We start from the raw sequence: 18,849 nt of genomic DNA, 5'->3' as shown, positions 1-18,849 counted from the left end.
ATGCTCAACGGGCTGGCGCGCGCCGCGTTCACGCGGCTCTTCTCGCCCCTGGCCGCGCTGCTCCTGCGGCTGGGGCTGGGGCCCGATGCGGTCACGGTGATCGGCACCGTGGGCGTGTGCGCCGGCGCGCTCGTGTGCTATCCGCTCGGCCAGCTGTTCTGGGGCACCGTCGTCATCACGTTCTTCGTCTTCTGCGACATGCTCGACGGGATCATGGCCCGGCAGCTCGGCCGGACCACCGTGTGGGGCGCGTTCCTCGACTCCACGCTCGACCGCCTGGCCGATTCGGCGGTCTTCGTGGGCCTGGCGCTCTGGTACTTCCTGGGGGCGCGGGACCCGCTGACCGCGCTGCTCGCGCTGGGCTGCCTCGTCATGGGCTCGCTCGTGTCCTACGTCCGGGCCCGCGGCGAGGCGCTGGGAGTGCGCGCCTCCGGCGGCATCGCCGAGCGCGCCGACCGCCTGCTCGTCACCCTCGTCGTCACGGGCCTCGTGGGCCTGGGACTGCCTGCTATCGTACTGACAATCGCCCTGGCGGTCCTGGTCGTGCTGTGCGCGGTCACCGTCGCCCAGCGCATGGCGGCGGTCCATTCGCAACTGCACGCTCAGGAGGAATCCGCATGAAGTTCCGCGAGGCCGCGCGCGTCGTGCTGCTCAACGCCCGGAACGAGGTCTTCCTCCTCCAGTCCAAGGACCTCGACGATCCCGCGAGCCGCTTCTGGCAGCCGTGCGGGGGCGGGGCGGAGCTGGGGGAGAGCCCGCGCCAGACCGCGGCCCGTGAGCTGGCCGAGGAGGCCGGCGTCGAATGCGAGCCGGTCGAGCTGCTCGGGCCCCTGGCCACCCGGCACGCGGTGCTAGATTTCGCGCGCAAGCGCCACGAGCAGGACGAGGTGTTCTTCGGGATCCGCATCGACGAGGAGCTCGACTTGAGCGATGCCGTCTGGACGGAGATGGAGAAGCGGGTCATCGTCGATGCCCGCTGGTGGTCGCGCGAGGAGCTGCTCGCCACCGAGGAGACCGTCTACCCCAGCCGCCTGCCCGAGCTCATGGACCTCGTCGCCCAGGGGCGAACGCCCGCGCAGCCCCTCGAGATCGGCTGAGCAGCACCGCTGCGCAGCGTCGGGGCCGCGACGCCCCCGGCGGCCCAGGGGTGAGGCGCCGGGCCCGCCCCGCTAGACTGGTGTGCCTAAGACTCCCCGTCCCTCACCGCCAACGCTAAGGAGACATGCGTGTCCGGTCACTCCAAGTGGGCAACGACGAAGCACAAGAAGGCCGCGATCGACGCCAAGCGCGGCAAGCTCTTCGCCAAGCTCATCAAGAACATCGAGGTCGCCGCGCGCAACGGCGGCGCCGACCTGGCCGGCAACCCCACGCTCTTCGACGCGGTGCAGAAGGCGAAGAAGTCCTCCGTGCCCAACGACAACATCGAGCGCGCCGTCAAGCGCGGCGGCGGGCTCGACGGCGGGGCCGTGGACTACCAGACGATCATGTACGAGGGCTACGCCCAGGGCGGCGTCGCGCTGCTCATCGAGTGCCTGACGGACAACCGCAACCGCGCGGCCTCCGAGGTGCGCGTCGCGGTGACCCGCAACGGCGGTTCGATGGCCGACCCCGGCTCCGTGGCGTTCAACTTCAGCCGCCGCGGCGTCGTCGAGGTCCTCGCCTCCGAGGCCGATGAGGACGCGATCCTCGAGGCCACGCTCGACGCGGGAGCCGAGGAGGTGCGCCTGAGCGGCGAGACCTACGAGGTGCTCTCCGAGGCCACGGACCTCGTCGCGGTGCGCACCGCGCTGCAGGAGGCGGGCATCGACTACGAGTCCGCCGAGTCCTCGTTCGTGCCCAACCTCGAGGTGCCCCTCGACGCGGACACCGCCCGCAAGGTCTTCAACCTCATCGATGCGCTCGAGGACTGCGACGACGTGCAGAACGTCTACTCCAACGCCGACGTCTCCGACGAGGTGCTCGCGGCCCTCGAAGCCGAGGACTGAGCCGCGCCGTGCGCATCCTGGGCGTCGATCCCGGCCTCACGCGCTGCGGTCTGGGAGTCATCGACGCCGCGCACGTGAGCCGGCCCGGGCTCGTGGCCGTCGACGTGGTGCGCACGCCGGCCGACGCCTCCGTCGACGTGCGGCTGGGCGAACTGGCCGACCGCTTCGAGGTCTGGCTCGACGACCACCGGCCGGACGTCGTGGCGATCGAGCGCGTCTTCGCCCGCAGCGACGTCTCGACGATCATGGGTACCGCCCAGGCCTCCGGCCTCACGATGGGCCTGGCGGCCCGCCGCGGGATCCCCGTGAGCATGCACACCCCATCGGAGGTCAAGAAGGCGATCTCCGGCAACGGGCGCGCGGACAAGAAGCAGATGACCCACATGGTCACCCGGATCCTGCGCCTCGAGACCGCCCCCAGGCCCGCCGATGCCGCCGATGCGCTGGCGCTGGCGATCTGCCACCTGTGGCGCGGGGCCGGGGGCGGCGCCTCCACTCCCGGGGCCGCGAAGGACGTCCTGGCCCGCCGCGCCGCCGGCCGCCAGGGCGCGGGGCTGACCCGCGCGCAGGAGCAGTGGGCCCAGGCGCTGCGCACCGGGCGGCGCTGAGGCAGCGGGCCGAGGCGCCGAGCTGCGGCGCTGCGCCGCCGGGCCCGCGGGCGCGCCCATCCCGCGCGATGTCACCGGGGCGCGCTACGATGGCCGTATTCGTACATTCGTTCGCCTGTGCCCGCAGGCCTGAGGAGACCGCGTGATCACCTATCTCGAGGGCGTCGTGCGCGCCATCGGCCCGGACTCGCTCACCATCGTGACCGCCGGCGTCGGCCGGGAGGCCTTCGTCGTGCCCGCCCTGGCCGCGCGGGCCCGGCTGGGCGCCGAGCTGTCGATCCACACCTTCCTCGTCGTCCGCGAGGACTCGCTGACCCTGTTCGGCTTCGACAGCGCGGACGAGCGCAGCGTCTTCGCCACCCTGCAGACGATCTCCGGGGTGGGCCCCAAGCTCGCACTGGCCGTGCTGTCCGTGCTCGGCCCGGACGACCTGCGCCGCGCGGTCGCCGATGCCGACGAGGCGGCGCTCACCCGCGTGCCCGGGATCGGCAAGAAGGTCGCGGCCCGGCTCATGCTCGAACTCGGCTCGCGGCTCGACCGCCTGCCGGCCCCCGGCTCCGGCACAGCATCCGCGCCCGGTGCCGCGCCCGCGGTCGATGAGGTCGTCGGGGCGCTCGTCGGCCTGGGCTGGAAGGAGGCGGCGGCCCGCGAGGCCGTCGAGGCCACGCGCAGCGCTGAGCCCAGCGCCGGCGTGCCGCAGCTGCTCAAGGCCACCCTGCGCGCGCTGGGCGGCCAGCGGTGACCGACGGCTACGAGGTGGACTTCGGCGGCGAGGACCCGACGGGAGCCGAGCTCGAGCGGCTCATGCGCGGCGATGCCGGCGATGCCGAGCGCCAGGCGGAGGCGGCGCTGCGGCCCCGCGGCCTCGGCGACTTCGTCGGCCAGCCGCAGGTGCGCGACCAGCTCTCGCTCGTGCTCGACGCCGCGCGCGCCCGCGGCCGCGCGCCGGACCACGTGCTGCTCTCCGGCCCGCCCGGGCTGGGCAAGACCACGCTCGCGATGATCGTCGCGCACGAGATGCGCGCGCAGATCCGCATCACGGCGGGCCCCGCAGTCCAGCACGCGGGGGACCTGGCCGCGATCCTGTCCTCCCTGGAGGAGGGCGAGGTGCTCTTCATCGACGAGATCCACCGGATGGCCCGCGCGGCGGAGGAGATGCTCTACGTCGCGATGGAGGACTTCCGGGTCGACGTCATCGTCGGCAAGGGCCCGGGCGCCACGGCGATCCCGCTCGACCTGCCCGCATTCACGCTCGTGGGCGCCACCACCCGCTCGGGCCTGCTGCCCGCCCCGCTGCGCGACCGCTTCGGCTTCACGGGCCACCTCGACTTCTACACGGCCGACGACCTCACGACCGTGCTGCGGCGCTCGGCCGCGATGCTCGGCATCGATGCCGAGCCCGCCGGGCTCGTCGAGATCGCCGGGCGCTCGCGCGGCACCCCGCGGATCGCCAACCGCCTGCTGCGCCGCGTACGGGACTGGGCGCAGGTGCGCGGCTCCGGCCGCGTGGACCGCGCCGCGGCCCGCGCGGCGCTGACGGTCTACGAGGTCGACGAGCGCGGCCTCGACAGACTCGACCGCGCGGTGCTCGGCGCGCTGTGCCGGCGCTTCGACGGCGGCCCGGTGGGCCTGTCGACGCTGGCGGTCTCCGTGGGGGAGGAGCCCGAGACCGTCGAGGAGGTCGCCGAGCCCTTCCTCGTGCGCGAAGGGCTCATCTCCCGCACGCCGCGGGGGCGCGTCGCCAGCCGCGAGGGCTGGGCGCACCTGGGCCTCACGCCCCCGGGCGAGCCCACGGCCTGATCCGCCCGGCGATTGCGCAAAGAAGGTGTACCGCAACTAGACTGGGGTACCGGCTCGCAATGCCCTGGCCCATCCGCCGTCTGGAAAGGCATCTGATCCCGTGGATCCCACGCTCATCTTCATCGTCGCCATCGGCGCCATGCTCATCTTCTTCATGTTCAACTCGCGCAAGAAGCAGAAGGCGCGCGCGGAGCAGATCTCCAACAACATGGTGCCCGGAGCGCGCGTGATGACGAGCTTCGGCCTCTTCGGCACCGTCACCGAGGTCTCCGACGACGGCCTCAAGGTCACCATCGAGTCGGGCCCGGGCACGACCCTCGTCGTCCACCGCCAGGCCATCGGCCAGATCGAGCCGCCCGAGTCCGACGCCGTCGCCGGCGGCGTGGACCTGGGCAAGGACGACGCCGCGGTGCAGGAGGCCCCCGCCGGCTCGTCTGCCGCCGGGGCGAGTGCCGCAGGCGAGCGCGAGCCCGTCTCCGCCGACGCCGAGGACGACGCCAACGAGTCGGGGCGCATCACGGATGCCGAACTCGACGCGATGAACGCCGAGCGCGCCCGCCGCGGCGCGGCCGGCGATGACGAGCCCGACGACCACGGTCGGGCCGCTGGGGCCGGCAAGGGCGCCGACGCCGCCGACGGAGAGACGGAGCCCGCGACCACCGCCGGCGAGCACACCGCCGACGAGCACGCCGAGTCCCAGGTGACCGGCACCGAGGGCGCGCAGGCCGGCGAGGCCGCCACCGCCGACAGCGAGGACGTGGACGAAGCGCCGGGCACCGAGCTGCCCGAGAACCGCACCGACCACCTCACACCCGCCGACCGCAGCCTCTCCACGGACGCCTCCGAGCCGAAGCCTGCGCTGCAGACCGACGATGAGAGCGACGCGGAGACCCCGGCGCGCGTCGACGCCGACGGCGAGCACGGCGCCCGGACGCCCGCTGCCGATGCGGAGCAGGAGGCTCCCGAGGCCGCGGCCGAGGCGGCGGAGAAGACGACGGATGCCGACAACGCCTCGGACCGCGACGCCGAGCCCGGTGTGGGCGATGACCCGGAGGCGGGCCCCGCCAAGCGCTGAGCGCCCCCGCCCGTCCCTCCTCGACTCAACCGAAAGTACACACGTGGCAGCAACCGACAGCAGACCGCGCCCCGGCCTGCGCTTCATCTGGCTCACCATCATCACCGCGCTGCTGACGGCCGCGATCGCCGCCGGGGCCCTGTGGTCGAACGCGACGTGGGCGCCCAAGCTCGCGCTCGACCTCGAGGGCGGCACGTCGATCATCCTCGAGCCGCAGGTCAAGGACCAGCAGGTGACGAAGGAGCAGCTGCAGCAGGCGGTGGCGATCATCCGCCAGCGCGTGGACTCCACCGGCGTGAGCGAGGCGGAGATCAACACGCAGGGCGACCGCAACATCATCGTCAACCTGCCCGGCAACCCGGACGAGCAGACCCGCGAGCTCGTGCGCTCCTCGGCCCAGCTGGCCTTCCGCCGCGTGGCGGCCGTCGGTGCCCCGGGCGTCGAGGGCCAGGACGGGGCGAGCTCGCCGGCGAGCACCGGCCCCTCGCTGTCGAAGGAAGACCAGAAGAAGCTCGACGAGCTCACCAAGCAGGACGGGCAGACCCCGAATGCCGGCGGCTCCGTGACGCCCCGGGCGCAGGCGGCTGCCGCGAGCACGGGACAGGCGAGCCCGTCCGCCAGCGCCTCGGCGCCCCAGCAGGGCCAGCAGGGCACCGGCGACGACGCCAAGCGGCCGGTCTTCGATCCGGAGAAGGACCAGTCCTGGGCCACCGCGGAGATCCTCAAGCAGTACCAGTCGCTGGACTGCACGAACCCGAAGAACCGCACCGGCGGCGCAGCGGGACCGGCGGACAAGCCCATCGTCGCGTGCTCCTCGGACGGGGACGCGAAGTACGTGCTCGGCCCGGTGGAGATCTCCGGCGACCACGTCTCGGATGCCTCGTTCGGCTACCAGACCTCGTCCACCGGCAACCAGACGAACGAGCCGGCCGTGAACATGGAGTTCGACCCCACGGGCACCGAGCAGTTCAAGCAGATCACGACGGAGATCACGAACAAGCAGCAGCCGTACAACCAGTTCGCGATCGTGCTCGACGGCCTCGTGCTCTCCGCCCCGGTCTCGCAGGCCCAGATCAACGACGGCCACGCGCAGATCACCGGCAACTTCACCGAGCAGTCCGCCCAGACGCTGGCCAGCCAGCTGAAGAACGGCGCGCTGCCCATCAGCTTCCAGGTCCAGAGCGAGGAGCAGATCTCGCCGACCCTGGGCTCGGACTACCTGCAGAAGGGCCTGCTCGCCGGCGCGATCGGCCTGGGCCTCGTCGTCCTCTACTCGCTCCTGCAGTACCGCGTGCTGGGGCTCGTGACCGTCTCCAGCCTCGTGGTGGCGGGCGTGCTGACCTACCTGCTGCTGCTGTTCGTGTCCTGGCGCTACGGATACCGGCTCTCGCTGGCCGGCGTCGCGGGCATCATCGTGGGCATCGGCATGACCGCGGACTCGTTCATCGTCTACTTCGAGCGCGTCCGCGATGAGCTGCGCGAGGGCAGGCGCCTCCTGTCCGCGGTGGAGGTCGGCTGGGACCGCGCGAAGAAGACGATCTACGCCTCGAAGGCCGTCAACATGCTCGCCGCCGTCATCCTCTACGTCCTGGCGGTGGGCAGCGTGCGCGGCTTCGCGTTCACCCTGGGGCTCACGGTCATCGTCGACGTCCTCGTCGTCGTGCTGTTCACCCACCCCATGCTCCAGGCTTTGGCGCGCACGCGGTTCTTCGGCGAGGGCCACCCGATGTCCGGCATGGACCCGCGCCAGCTGGGTGTCAGCCAGGCCGCCTACCGGGGTGCGCTCAACCTCGACCTCGATGCCGCGCGCGCCTCGTCGAAGTCCGGCGGATCGTACCGGGAGGCCAAGAAGCGCCAGGCCGCCGCCGATCGCCGTTCGGGCGAGTCCGCGGGCTCGACCACCGCGCTCAAGGACCGCGGGGCCACGTCGGCGCCGGCCGAGCCCGCGGAGCGCACCGCGGCGCCTGCCGAACGGGCCAGCGCGCAGCAGCCGCGGCAGAAGGAGCGCGGCAAGCCGAAGAAGCGCGACCGGGCGGGCGGCGCCTCGGGCGCGGGCCTGAGCCTGGCCGAGCGCAAGGCGCAGCGGCAGGCGGGGGCCGACGACGACGGCCTGCTCGCCGACGACGAGGGGAAGGACTCCTGAGATGAAGCGGTTCTTCGCATGGGGCAATGACCTGCACTCCGGTGCCCGCTCGATCCCCTACGTCGGCAAGGCCAAGCTCTGGCTGTCCATCGCGCTCCTGCTCGCCATCCTCTCCGCCCTCGTGCCGGTGCTGGGCGGCGGCTTCAACCTGGGCATCGCGTTCCGCGGCGGCTCGGAGTTCCAGCTGGCCAACGTCCCGGCCGCCTCGATGACGGCCGATGCGGCCACCACGGTCAACAAGGCGGTCCCGGATGCCGACCCCACGGTCGTGCCCACCTCGGACTCCTCGCTCAAGATCGACACCCGCCAGCTCACCGATGACCAGATGCAGCAGGTCCGCGAGTCGCTCATCAGCACGTTCAAGGTGCAGAACTCCGATGTGACCTCCACGTTCATCGGCCCGCAGTGGGGCCACGACGTGACGAACAAGATGATCCGGGCGCTCGTCATCTTCGTGGCGATCGCGATGGTCGTCATGGCGCTGTACTTCCGGACGTGGAAGATGTCCGTGGCCGCGATCGTGGGCCTCGTCTTCGTCATGCTCCTCACGATGGGCATCTACGCGATCACGGGCTTCGAGGTCACCCCGGAGGCCATCATCGGTTTCCTCACCGTGCTCAGCTTCTCCCTCTACGACACGGTCGTGGTCTTCGACAAGATCCGCGAGAACACCGCGAACTTCAAGGACAACCGCACCGCGACGTTCGCCGAGCTCGTCAACCTGGGCATCAACCAGACGACGGTGCGCTCGATCAACACGACCGCGATCGCCGCCCTGCCGATCGGCGCGATCCTCTTCATCGGCGTATTCCTGCTGGGCGCCGGCACGCTCACGGACATCTCGCTGTCGCTGTTCGTCGGCACGATCGTCGCCGCCGCCTCGACGCTGTTCGTCGCCTCGCCGCTCTACGCGGTGCTGCGCAGCCGCGAGAAGGCGGTGCGCGAGCAGGAGGCCCGCGTGCTCGAGTACCGTCGCGAGCACGGGCTGCCCGACCGCGCCCCGGAGCACGCGAAGGCCTGAGCCCGGGCTCCCGCCGCCCACCGCGCCGACCGGTGCGGTGGGCGCGCGCATTCATCCGCCCCGCTGGCCCTGGCGGGCCCATTGGCCCCGCAGGCCCCAGTTGGCCCAGCGGCCCCTTTGGCCCCGCCGTCCGCGCTGGCCCCGCCGGTTCCACCGGGTGCGGTCAGTTCCCGCCGGTGCGGCCGTGCAGCGGCCCACCAGGTCCCTTGTACGATGGGACAACCGAACGAAGGGGGCACGATGGCCGAGCAGACCGAGGGCATCGCGGGCCGGCGCCCGCGCGGAATCTCCCGCCTGGCCTTCTGGACCGCCCGCAGCCAGCACAGCCCCCAGTACCCGCAGGCGCTGGGCCCCCTGCTCCAGGCCGTCGAGTACAACCACCCGCGCGCGGACGTCGACATCATCCTGCGCGCCTACCGGGTGGCGGAGAAGCACCACCGCGGCCAGATGCGCAAGAGCGGGGACCCCTACATCACGCATCCCGTCGCCGTGGCGACGATTCTCGCGGAGATCGGCATGACGCCGGTGACCCTGGCCGCCGCACTGCTCCACGACACGGTGGAGGACACCGACTACAGCCTCGCCCAGCTCACCGACGAGTTCGGCGAGGAGGTCGCCGTCATGGTCGACGGCGTGACGAAGCTCGACAAGATCGAGTACGGCCAGGCGGCGCAGTCGGAGACCGTGCGCAAGATGATCGTCGCGATGTCGCGCGACATCCGCGTGCTCGTCATCAAGCTCGCCGACCGCCTCCACAACGCGCGGACCTGGAAGTACGTGCCGGCCGCCTCGTCGGAGCGCAAGGCCCGCGAGACGCTGGACATCTTCGCCCCGCTCGCGCACCGGCTGGGCATGAATACGATCAAGTGGGAGCTCGAGGACCTCTCGTTCCAGGTCCTCCACCCCAAGGTGTACTCGGAGATCGTGCGGCTCGTTGCCGAGCGCACGCCCGAGCGGGAGAAGTACCTGGGCATCGTGTCCAAGGAGCTCAACGAGGAGCTCGCGGAGTCCTCGATCACCGCCCACATCTCCGGGCGGCCCAAGCACTACTACTCGATCTACCAGAAGATGGTGGTCCGCGGCCACGAGTTCGCCGACATCTACGACCTCGTGGGCGTGCGCGTGCTCGTCGAGTCGGTGCGCGAGTGCTACGCGGTCCTCGGGCTCGTCCACGCCCGCTGGTCCCCGGTGGCCGGGCGGTTCAAGGACTACATCGCGATGCCCAAGTACAACATGTACCAGAGCCTGCACACGACCGTGATCGGCCCGTACGGCAAGCCCGTGGAGATCCAGATCCGGACGCTCGAGATGCACCGGCGCGCCGAGTTCGGCGTCGCGGCGCACTGGAAATACAAGGACCGGGGGAGCGCGAACCCGCAGGCGCTCAACGCCGCGGGCAAGCGCACGGCCAAGGTGGGCGATTCCGGCGAGGTCGACCAGGTCGCATGGCTGCGCCAGCTGCTCGACTGGCAGCGCGAGGTCTCCGACCCCGACGAGTTCCTCGACAACCTGCGCTACGAGGTCAACTCGCAGGACGTCTACGCCTTCACGCCCAAGGGCGACATCATCACCCTGCCGGCGGATTCGACACCCGTGGACTTCGCCTACGCCGTGCACACCGAGGTGGGCCACAAGACGATGGGCGCACGGGTCAACGGCCGCCTGCTCACGCTCGACACGAAGCTCAAGAACGGCGATGTCGTCGAGGTCTTCACCTCCAAGGACGAGAACGCGGGCCCCAGCCGCGACTGGCTGTCCTTCGTCGCCTCGCCCCGGGCGCGCAACAAGATCCGCCAGTGGTTCTCCAAGGAGCGCCGCGAGGAGGCGATCGAGAACGGCCGCGAGCAGCTCGCCCGCGCCATGCGCCGCCACCACCTGTCCGCCGAGCGGCTCATGAGCCAGGAGGCGCTCCAGCTCGTCGCCTCCCACCAGCACCAGCCGGACGTCTCCTCGCTCTACGCCCAGATCGGCAACGGGACGGTCTCCGCCGCGCACATCGTGGACCTGCTCGCCAAGGAGGTGGCGGGGGAGGACGAGGCCGATGCCGTCACGGAGCTGCCGCCGACCAACCGCGCCGGCAAGTCGCGCGGCCACCACTCGTCGACGGACGGGGTGCGCGTCAAGGGCGCCGATGACATCCTCGTCAAGCTCGCCCGCTGCTGCACCCCGGTGCCGGGCGACGAGATCATCGGCTTCGTCACCCGGGGCGCCGGGGTGTCCGTCCACCGCACCGACTGCACGAACGTCGCGAGCCTCGAGCGCGAGCCCGAGCGCATCGTCGACGTCGAGTGGGTCCAGAAGGCCAGCGGCGTCTACCTCGTCCAGATCCAGGTTGAGGCGCTCGACCGCGCGGGCCTGCTCTCCGACATCACGAAGGTGCTGAGCGAGACCCACGTGAACATCCTCTCCGCCTCCGTCGCCACCTCCCGTGCGCGCGTGGCCCAGTCGAAGTTCGTCTTCGAGATCGGCGATGCCAGCCACCTCGACACCGTGCTCAGCGCGGTGCGCAAGGTCGACGGCGTCTTCGACGTCTACCGCATCACGGGTGGCTGAGCTCGGCCGGCGGCCGCCCGCGCGCCCCGCTGAGCGCCGCGCGCACGCGCCCCAGGTGCGGGCGGCCGCGCTGGGCGCCGACGAGCGCGGCGAACGCCTCCACCTGGCCCGCCGGCACATCCCGGAGCAGCTCCCGCAGGGCATGGGCCCAAGCCGCCCGCAAGGCCGCGGCCCCGGTGTCGGCGCTCCCGGTACCACTGCCCGCGTCGCTGGCCCCGCCGGCGTCTCCTCCGGCCGGGGGCGCGGGCGGCTCGGCCACGATCCGCACGGCCTCGTCGTAGAGGGTGCGCAGCCCGGCGGTGAGCGGCAGCCCCGCGAGCTCCGCCGTGTCCTCCGGGCCCACCGTGCGCTCGAAGACGCTGCAGCCGGGCGGCTGGGTGCGCAGCCGGCGGCGGGTGCGCGTCGTGAGCTCGTCCACGGCGGGGCCCGTCCCGGCACCCCACCACACCCAGTGCGCGCTCGCGTGGGAGTAGACGAGGCCGCGGCGGGGCGGCGGGCCCAGGGCGCGGATGCGCAGCTCCGGGTCGACCACCGCGCCCGCGGGCACCCAGCACCGCGGGGTCAGCCGCACCAGCACCCCGTCGAGCGTGAGCCCCATGAGCTCGGAGTACGGCAGGGGTTCGCCGGGGCGCAGCAGCTGGGTCATCCGACCAGCGTGGCGAGCCGGCGCCGAAAGCGGAAGGCCCCGCCGTCACCTGTGGATGACGGCGGGGCCCGGCGGCGGTGCTGCAGCGGCTGGCCTCAGCCCATTTCCTGGGCGGTCTTCGCCAGCTGCTCGTACCAGGCCTGCTTCGTATCGAGCGCCTCCTGGGCGCGGGCGAGCGCGGCGCCGTCGCCCGAGGCGCGGGCCTGCTCGACCAGCGCGCGCAGCTGCGCGAGCTGCTCCTCGAGCTGGGAGAGCATGCCGGAGGTGCGGGCCTTCGTCTCCGGGTTGGTCTTGCGCCACTGCTCGTTCTCCGCGGCCGCCAGGGCCTTCTCGACCTCGCGCAGGCCGCCCTCCATGCGCCCCATGGCCGCGCGGGGCACCTTGCCCGCGTCCTCCCACTCGTCCTGGATGGTCCGCAGCCGGGCCTTGGCCTGGGTGGGGTCCGTGATGGGCAGCAGGGCCCTGGCCTGGGCGAGCAGCTCCTCCTTGCGCACAAGGTTCTGTGCGTACTCGGCGTCGACCTCCTCGTCCTTCTTCGAGCGGGCGGCGAAGAACACGTCCTGGGCGGCGCGGAACTTCGCCCACAGCGCGTCGTCGTCCTTGCGCCCGGCGCGCGGCGCGGCCTTCCAGCGGTCCATGAGGTCGCGGTACTTCGCGGAGGTTTCCCGCCAGTCGGTCGAGGCGGAGAGCGCCTCGGCCTCGGCGACGAGCTTCTGCTTGGCCTTCTTGCCCTCGGCGTTGCGCTTGTCGAGGTCGGCGAAGAACTCGCGGCGGTGCTTGTCGAACGTGTTGCGGGCCTTCGAGAAGCGGCCCCACAGCTCCTGGTCCTGGCTGCGCGGCAGCTTGGGGGTGGATGACTGCAGGCGCTTCCACTCCTCGAAGAGCTCGCGCATGCGCGCACCCGAGTTCTTCCACTGCACGCGCGCCGGGTCCGTGCCGGCAATCTGCTCGGCCTCGTCCGCGATCGCGCTGCGGGCGGCGAGGCCCTCCTCGCGGGCGGCGTTCTGGGCGGCGGTCTGCTCGGTGCGCACCGCGGCGGCCTGCGCCTCGATCTCCCGCAGGCGGGCCTCGAGGGCCGCGAAATCGCCGACGGCCTTGGCCTCGGCCAGCGCCTCGCGCTGCTTCTGGGCCGTCTGCCGCACGGACTCGCCGTTCGCCCCGGCCGCCAGTCGCTCGGCCAGCAGCTCGGCGGCATCGGTGAGGTCGAGGAACTTGCGCGCGAAGTACGCCAGCGCACCGTCCGCACCGGCATCCGGGTACTGTCCGACCTCGCGCTCCGCACCGTCGACGGTGACGAAGACGGTCTGCGACTCGTCCACGCGTCCGTGTGCCTTCGCCGCCTCGATCTCCGCGCTGCGGTCTCGAGCGGGCGCTGCGGGGGCCGCGTTGGCCGGCCGGCCCGCCGGGGGAGCACCCACCGCGCCCGAGGGGCGGGGGGCCGGGCGCGGCACCGCGCCGGGCCTCGGAACGGGCTTGGGCGCGGGCTTGGCCGCCGCGGGCTTCGCGGGTGCGGGGTTCGTGGGCGCGGTCGACTCGCTGGTGCCACTCGACTCGGCGGTCCCACTCGACTCGGCGGTGCTGGCGGAGCCGGTGGAGCTGGCGGAACCGGTGGTGGGTGCCGGTTCGGCGGTGGGAGCCGGCGCCGGCTGCGCCTCGGCAGCGGGCGCGCCCTCGGCGCCGTTCGCCACCGCACCGGTGTCGCTCGCCGTCTCACCGGCGCCGTTCACCACTGCGCTGGCAGCGGGCGCGGCTGCAGGCCCCTGTGCCTCGGGGGCCGCGGCCTCCTGCGCCGATTCCGAGGTCGCCGATTCCCCTGCCGTCGATGCACCGGCCGCACCCTGCTTGGGCGCAGCCTGCTCGGGCGCCGCCGAGTCCGCTCCGTCAACGGCCACCGGGGCCGTGGGGTCGGTGCTCGCGCCGGCCGGGGCCAGCTGCTCGGAGGCCGCAGCCGAGTGCTCCTGCACCGGAGCCGCGGGCGTCGCGGCCGGGGCCGGCTGCTCCCCAGCGGGCACCGGAGCCGCGGGCGTCGCCTGGGCCGCGCCCTGCTGTGCGGGGCCTTCCTGCGCGGCGGCGGATGCCTCGGGTGCCGCGGCGCTGCCGGGGGCCTCGGCGGCGGCGTCGTGGCCGTCCGCCGAGCTTGCGTGCGTGGGGGATGCGGGCGAGTCAGTCATGGTTGCCTTCTCATGTGCCGGTCGAATCCGGCGCGGGCGCGGCGGATCACTCGGTCGTCGGGTTGTGACCCCTCCAGCATATCGACAATCCGGCTGGCCGGCCCGCGTGCTCGCGGATGCGGGCGGGCGGCTCCGCCACCCCGGTTCGGCAGCCCGTCGTCGCGGTTCGGCAGCCCCGCCACCCAAGGGCCGGCCGCCCCACCACCGGGCGGCCGCCGCCCGCCCCCGATTAGACTGGCGGGCATGGAGATCATCTCGGCCACCGCGGAGCTGCTGGGCGTCAACTGCTACGCCGTGGCGTCGGAGGCGAATGCCGGTGACGGCCCGCGCCCGTGCGTCCTCATCGATGCGGGCCTGGACGCCGGACCGGACCTCGAGGCCGCGCTGGCGGACCTGCGCTGGCGGCCCGTCGCAGTCCTCCTCACCCACGGACACCCGGATCACATCCTGGGCCTGCCGTCCTACGCCGGGCGCTGGCGGGTGCCCGTCTACATCGGCGCCGCGGACCACTACCGCCTCGTCGATCCCGCGGCCACCCTGTCCGAGCAGCTGGCCCCGCTGCTGGGCGAGTTCGTGCGCGGCTGGGAGGCGCCCGAGGCGCAGACGGTGGCGGACGCCGCGCGCCTGGAGCTGGCCGGGCTGGAGATCTCGGCGACGACCGCACCGGGGCACACCGAGGGCTCGACGCTCTACGACGTCCACGATCCCGCCGCGGCCGAGGGCCCAGCGGACGTCCTCTTCACCGGCGACGTCCTCTTCGCAGGCTCGATCGGGCGCACGGACCTGCCCGGCTCGGACCAGTCGGCCATGCAGGCCACGCTTGCCGCCATCCGAGCGCGCCAGCAGCCGGGCAGCCTGCCCGTGCTCCCCGGCCACGGGCCCGCCAGCACCCTCGGCCACGAGCTGCAGGCCAACCCCTTCTTCTGACCCCGCCGTTCTGGCCCCACGTTCTGACCGCGGGCCCGCCAGGGCGCCGCCCGACGCCGTCTCACCCCCGCTACCACCTGAGGAGCACCATGGCCCCCGCAGCGAAGCTGTCCGGCTTCCCCGAATGGCTGCCCGCCGATCGCATCGTCGAGGAGCGGGTCATCGACCTGCTCAAGCACACGTTCGAGCTCAACGGCTTCGCGGCGATCCACACCCGCGCCGTCGAGCCGCTGAGCGCCCTCGCCAAGGACGGGGAAATCGACAAGGAGATCTTCGCCGTGCGCCGCCTGCACGCCGAGGGCGACGAGAAGAACCCCCTGGGCCTGCACTTCGATCTCACGGTGCCCACCGCGCGCTACGTCACGGAGAACGCCGGCCGGCTGGACTTCCCGTTCAAGCGCTACCAGATCCAGCCCGTCTGGCGGGGGGAGCGCCCCCAGGACGGGCGCTATCGCGAGTTCATCCAGGCCGATATCGATGTGATCGGCGAGGACTCGCTCGCCGAGCACTTCGAGGTGGAGATCCCGCTGGTCATCGTGCAGGCGTTCGAGGCGCTGCGCTCCCTGGGCGTCCCGCCGGTGCGCATCCTCGCCAACAACCGCAAGCTGCTCGAGGGCTTCGCCCGCGGCATCGGGCTGGACGACATCGCGGCGGTGCTGCGCTGCATCGACAAGTACGACAAGGTCGGCCCCGCCCGCGTGGCCGAGCTCCTGGCCGAGGAGGCGGGTGCGGACGCACAGCAGCAGCGGCTGTGCCTGGCGCTGGCCGCCATCGAGGCCGACACCTCGGCCTTCGCCGACGAGGTGCGCGCGCTGGGCGTCAGCGACCCGCTGCTCGACGAGGGCCTCGACGCGCTGGCACGGCTGCTCGACTCGGCCAACCGGATCAGCCCGGGCAGCGTCGTGGCCCAGCTGAAGATCGCCCGGGGACTCGACTACTACACGGGCACCGTCTACGAGACCCAGCTCGTGGGCCACGAGTCGATCGGCTCGGTCGCATCCGGCGGGCGCTACGACGCGCTGGCGAAGACCGACAAGCGCGTCTACCCCGGCGTCGGCATGTCCGTGGGGGTCTCGCGGCTCATGTCCCGCCTTGCGGGCTCGGAGCACCGGCTGCTGGCCGCCACGCGGTCCGTTCCCACCGCGGTCCTCATCGCGGTCACCGACGAGGCCCACCGCGCGCGGGCCGACGACGTCGCCTACGCCCTGCGCACCCGGGGCATTCCCGCCGATGTCGCACCGCAGGCCGCGAAGTTCGGCAAGCAGATCAAGTACGCCGACCGGCGCGGCATCCCGTTCGTGTGGTTCACCGACGGCGAGACGGGCCACGAGGTCAAGGACATCCGCTCCGGTGAGCAGGTGGGCGCGGACCCGGAGCTCTGGGCACCGCCGGCCGCCGACCTGTGGCCGCGCGTCGTGGGAACCGCAGAGGGCGCCTGACACCCGACCGGCCACCATGGCGAGGTATACCGGGCCGCGACAGCCGCAGGGCCCCGCAGCGCATGCGCTGCGGGGCCCTGCCGTCGGTTCCCCGGGTGCGACCGCCCCCTCCGGTCCATGCCGGAGGGGGCGCGGCCTCACTTCCGGGAGCCCGTGCGCCGGCGCGTGATGGTCACCGCGGCCCCGCCCACGAGGATGAGCGCGGCACCCGCGGAGACGGCCGCGCCGACGGCGGCGCCGGTGCGCGGCAGGCTGCCGCCGGAGCCGTTGTCCCCGCTGCCGTTGTCATCGGAGCCGTTGTCACCGCTCCCATTGTCGCCGTCGTCCCCGGAGCCGGTGTCACCGCTGCCGTCGTCCTTGCCGTCGTCGGACGGGCTGTCCGAGGGCTGCTGCGAGGACCCGTCCGTCGGCTCGCCGGTCGGATCCGCGGTGGGCTCGGCCGTCGGATCCGTGGTCGGCTGATCCGTCGGATCCGACGTGGGCGCCTCCGTCGGCTCGGTCGGATCCGGCGTGGGCACGGCCGGACCGGTGAACTTCTGCACGTAGTCGCGCAGGTCCGGCTCCGCGGCCCGCGCGGCGGTGCCATCGGTGGCCGTGGTGCGCGCGCCGCCCTTGTTGACGGCGTAGACATTGCCCCGGCCGTCGGCCTGGACGTGGTTGGCGAACTTGCCGCTGTCGAGTGTCTGGACGAGGTTGCCGTCCGTGTCGTACACGGTGATGGAGTTCGCGGTCCGGTTGGCCACGTAGAACCACTTGTTGACCGCATCGAATGCGACGCTCAGCGAACCGCCGGCCGTTGCGTCGCCCTCCTCGTTCGCCGGGCCTGCGACGGCGATCTCTTTGAGAAGCTTGCCGTCCTTGTCGAGGAGGACGACGTTCGCGCTGCCGGCCTGGCCGGCCACCGCGATGGTCCCGCTGGCAGGGTCCACGTCGATGCCCGAGGCGCTCTCCAGCTTGGCCGGGATGTCGAGGTAGGTGACCTTGTGCGTCTTCGTGTCGATCTTCGTGATCGTGGGCGAGCCGATGTCCGTCGTGTAGAGGGTCGAGCCCACGACCTTGAGCGACATGGGCTTGAAGCCGTCGCGCAGGGCGATATCGTCCTGCTGCTCGAGCGTCTTGCCGTCGAAGACGGAGATCGACTGACCGGAGTTGTTCGACACGAAGGCCTTGCCGCTCGCGGCATCGGCCAGGACGTCGCGCGAATGCGGCGTCGCGCCCTTCGGGAACTGCTTGACGAGGGCCAGGGTGTCGGCATCGTAGACGGCAACGGTGTTCTGGCGCGTGTTGGTCACCCACACGCGGTTGTTCGCATCGTCGGCGCTCACGCCGTAGGCGGCGTAGCGGGCGCCCGCCTTCTCACCCTCCTCCGTCGGGTCGACGGGCGGTGCGATGGCCTTCTCCACCTCGAGCGTGTCCGCGTTGAGCTTGACGAGGGCGGAGTCCTTGACCGGCGGGCGCCCCACGGCGGCGGCGTAGATCGAGCCGTGCTTCTTCGAGTAGGCCGTCTGGTACAGGCCGCGGACCACGGACGTCTCCTTGCCGGCCACCTTGGCCGTCGCCGGGTCCGTGCCCTGCGTGAGCGGGACGTCGGTGACGGCGGACTGGCTGACGGTCAGCTCATCGGTGTGGAGTGCGGGTGAGGGCGCGACCTCGGTCTCCGCCGCCAGCGAGCGCACCGGGTCGCCGGCCTGCATGGAGCCCGACAGGAAGGTGAAGGACGGCTTGTCGCCCACCTTGTAGGCTGTGTCGCTGTTCTTGAGGGTGGGGTAGGGGATCGTGATGGAGAAGGAGCCGTCGTCCTTCGCCTTCGCGACGCCCATGATCGTCTTGTTGCCCAGCGACGTGCCCTTGATGGGGTCCTTGAGGTCGTACTTCCGGTTCAGGCCGCCCATGTCGAGCTTGACGGCCACGACGGAGCCCGTGGCGCCGTCGCCGTTCTTCCAGTTCTTGCCGGTGACCGTGATCGGCTGTCCCTCGTACCAGGTGGCGGGTGCATTGACCGTTGCCTCCGCGGCGGGCGCCGGAGAATCGGCGGCGGTCACGGTGAACGCCACGTGGTGGCTGCCGTTGCCGGACAGGGCGCGGATCCAGTGATCGCCGACGCTCACGTCACCGGGCACCGTGAACTCGAGACTGAAGGCCCCCTGATCGTCGGTGGTGGCCGACGCGACGATGTCGGTGCCGTTGGCGGTGTAGGCACCGTCGTCGAGCTTGAAGGACAGCTCGTCCTTCGCCACGAATCCGGTGCCCTTGACGGTGAGCTTGCCACCGGCCTTGACGGCGGACGAGCCGTCGATGCTCAGCGTGCCCTGTCCGGAGTCGGGCTTGGGTGTGGCGGCGGCGGCCTGGGCGGCGAGGCCGCCCGGTGCCGCGAAGGCGGGAGCTGAGGCCAGCGGCAGGCCGGCGCCCAGGGCCACGGCGAGGCTGAGGGCGCCGAGGCGGCGACCGGTCGCGGGAGAGGGTATGCGATGCACGGAATGT

Annotated in this window: 15 protein-coding genes; 12 read left to right on the top strand and 3 right to left on the bottom strand. The window is 72.4% G+C overall.

Features of this window, described 5'->3' with window-relative positions; all coding sequences use genetic code 11:
- The 10 genes from pgsA (at position 1) to BRM1_RS03405 (ending at position 11,185) form a co-directional block, all read left to right on the top strand.
- A complete protein-coding gene (gene pgsA / locus BRM1_RS03450) occupies positions 1–621 on the top strand; it encodes a phosphatidylinositol phosphate synthase (RefSeq protein WP_268528227.1) in 621 nt (206 codons plus the stop codon).
- A complete protein-coding gene (locus BRM1_RS03445) occupies positions 618–1,097 on the top strand; it encodes an NUDIX hydrolase (RefSeq protein WP_160953534.1) in 480 nt (159 codons plus the stop codon). Before pgsA ends, BRM1_RS03445 begins: the two co-directional genes overlap by 4 nt.
- Positions 1,098–1,226: 129 nt before the next feature.
- Positions 1,227–1,985, top strand: a complete 759-nt coding sequence (locus BRM1_RS03440) for a YebC/PmpR family DNA-binding transcriptional regulator (RefSeq protein WP_160953535.1) — start codon at positions 1,227–1,229, stop codon at positions 1,983–1,985.
- A gap of 8 nt (positions 1,986–1,993) precedes the next feature.
- Entirely contained in the window at positions 1,994–2,593 is a 600-nt protein-coding gene (ruvC, locus tag BRM1_RS03435; RefSeq protein ID WP_160953536.1) for a crossover junction endodeoxyribonuclease RuvC, read from the top strand.
- Between the two features lie 142 nt (positions 2,594–2,735).
- Positions 2,736–3,335, top strand: a complete 600-nt coding sequence (gene ruvA, locus BRM1_RS03430; RefSeq protein WP_160953537.1) for a Holliday junction branch migration protein RuvA — start codon at positions 2,736–2,738, stop codon at positions 3,333–3,335.
- A gap of 62 nt (positions 3,336–3,397) precedes the next feature.
- The gene (ruvB, locus tag BRM1_RS03425; RefSeq protein WP_268529684.1) at positions 3,398–4,393 is read left to right on the top strand and encodes a Holliday junction branch migration DNA helicase RuvB; all 996 of its coding nucleotides are present in this window, start codon (positions 3,398–3,400) and stop codon (positions 4,391–4,393) included.
- A gap of 100 nt (positions 4,394–4,493) precedes the next feature.
- The gene (gene yajC, locus BRM1_RS03420) at positions 4,494–5,468 is read left to right on the top strand and encodes a preprotein translocase subunit YajC (RefSeq protein WP_268528220.1); all 975 of its coding nucleotides are present in this window, start codon (positions 4,494–4,496) and stop codon (positions 5,466–5,468) included.
- 43 nt (positions 5,469–5,511) lie between these two features.
- On the top strand, positions 5,512–7,611 hold the full coding sequence (gene secD / locus BRM1_RS03415; protein WP_268528218.1) for a protein translocase subunit SecD: 2,100 nt from the start codon (positions 5,512–5,514) through the stop codon (positions 7,609–7,611).
- 1 nt (position 7,612) lies between these two features.
- Positions 7,613–8,632 carry a protein translocase subunit SecF gene (gene secF / locus BRM1_RS03410; protein ID WP_268528215.1) on the top strand — a complete coding sequence of 340 codons (1,020 nt, stop codon included), beginning with the start codon at positions 7,613–7,615 and terminating at the stop codon, positions 8,630–8,632.
- Positions 8,633–8,872: 240 nt separating this feature from the next.
- Positions 8,873–11,185, top strand: coding sequence for a RelA/SpoT family protein (locus BRM1_RS03405; protein ID WP_160953540.1), 2,313 nt, complete (start codon positions 8,873–8,875; stop codon positions 11,183–11,185).
- On the opposite strand, the gene BRM1_RS03400 is transcribed toward BRM1_RS03405, so the two are convergent.
- Entirely contained in the window at positions 11,172–11,831 is a 660-nt protein-coding gene (locus BRM1_RS03400) for a hypothetical protein (protein WP_268528209.1), read from the bottom strand. The genes BRM1_RS03405 and BRM1_RS03400 overlap by 14 nt on opposite strands.
- Positions 11,832–11,926: 95 nt before the next feature.
- A complete protein-coding gene (locus BRM1_RS03395; protein ID WP_268528206.1) occupies positions 11,927–14,002 on the bottom strand; it encodes a DUF349 domain-containing protein in 2,076 nt (691 codons plus the stop codon).
- A 243-nt stretch (positions 14,003–14,245) separates the two neighbouring features.
- On the opposite strand from BRM1_RS03395, the gene BRM1_RS03390 reads away from it, so the two are divergent.
- Positions 14,246–14,929, top strand: coding sequence for an MBL fold metallo-hydrolase (locus BRM1_RS03390; protein ID WP_268528203.1), 684 nt, complete (start codon positions 14,246–14,248; stop codon positions 14,927–14,929).
- A gap of 89 nt (positions 14,930–15,018) precedes the next feature.
- The gene (gene hisS, locus BRM1_RS03385; protein ID WP_268528200.1) at positions 15,019–16,368 is read left to right on the top strand and encodes a histidine--tRNA ligase; all 1,350 of its coding nucleotides are present in this window, start codon (positions 15,019–15,021) and stop codon (positions 16,366–16,368) included.
- A 137-nt stretch (positions 16,369–16,505) separates the two neighbouring features.
- Here hisS and BRM1_RS03380 read toward each other — a convergent pair whose 3' ends face one another.
- Positions 16,506–18,842, bottom strand: a complete 2,337-nt coding sequence (locus BRM1_RS03380) for a hypothetical protein (RefSeq protein ID WP_268528198.1) — start codon at positions 18,840–18,842, stop codon at positions 16,506–16,508.
- Positions 18,843–18,849: the final 7 nt, after the last annotated feature.

Source organism: Brevibacterium sp. BRM-1 (genome assembly GCF_026802075.1).
Lineage (GTDB): Bacteria > Actinomycetota > Actinomycetes > Actinomycetales > Brevibacteriaceae > Brevibacterium > Brevibacterium rongguiense.
Note: the sequence above shows the minus strand (reverse complement) of the source record. Positions and strands in the feature narration are given on the sequence as shown.

Excerpts from the sequence above, each read along its gene's own strand:
- BRM1_RS03395 (WP_268528206.1), bottom strand. The coding sequence starts at position 14,002 with ATGACTGACTCGCCCGCATCCCCCACGCACGCAAGCTCGGCGGACGGC.
- pgsA (WP_268528227.1), top strand. The coding sequence starts at position 1 with ATGCTCAACGGGCTGGCGCGCGCCGCGTTCACGCGGCTCTTCTCGCCC.
- secF (WP_268528215.1), top strand. The coding sequence starts at position 7,613 with ATGAAGCGGTTCTTCGCATGGGGCAATGACCTGCACTCCGGTGCCCGC.
- BRM1_RS03390 (WP_268528203.1), top strand. The coding sequence starts at position 14,246 with ATGGAGATCATCTCGGCCACCGCGGAGCTGCTGGGCGTCAACTGCTAC.
- hisS (WP_268528200.1), top strand. The coding sequence starts at position 15,019 with ATGGCCCCCGCAGCGAAGCTGTCCGGCTTCCCCGAATGGCTGCCCGCC.
- BRM1_RS03400 (WP_268528209.1), bottom strand. The coding sequence starts at position 11,831 with ATGACCCAGCTGCTGCGCCCCGGCGAACCCCTGCCGTACTCCGAGCTC.
- BRM1_RS03405 (WP_160953540.1), top strand. The coding sequence starts at position 8,873 with ATGGCCGAGCAGACCGAGGGCATCGCGGGCCGGCGCCCGCGCGGAATC.
- BRM1_RS03445 (WP_160953534.1), top strand. The coding sequence starts at position 618 with ATGAAGTTCCGCGAGGCCGCGCGCGTCGTGCTGCTCAACGCCCGGAAC.
- ruvB (WP_268529684.1), top strand. The coding sequence starts at position 3,398 with ATGCGCGGCGATGCCGGCGATGCCGAGCGCCAGGCGGAGGCGGCGCTG.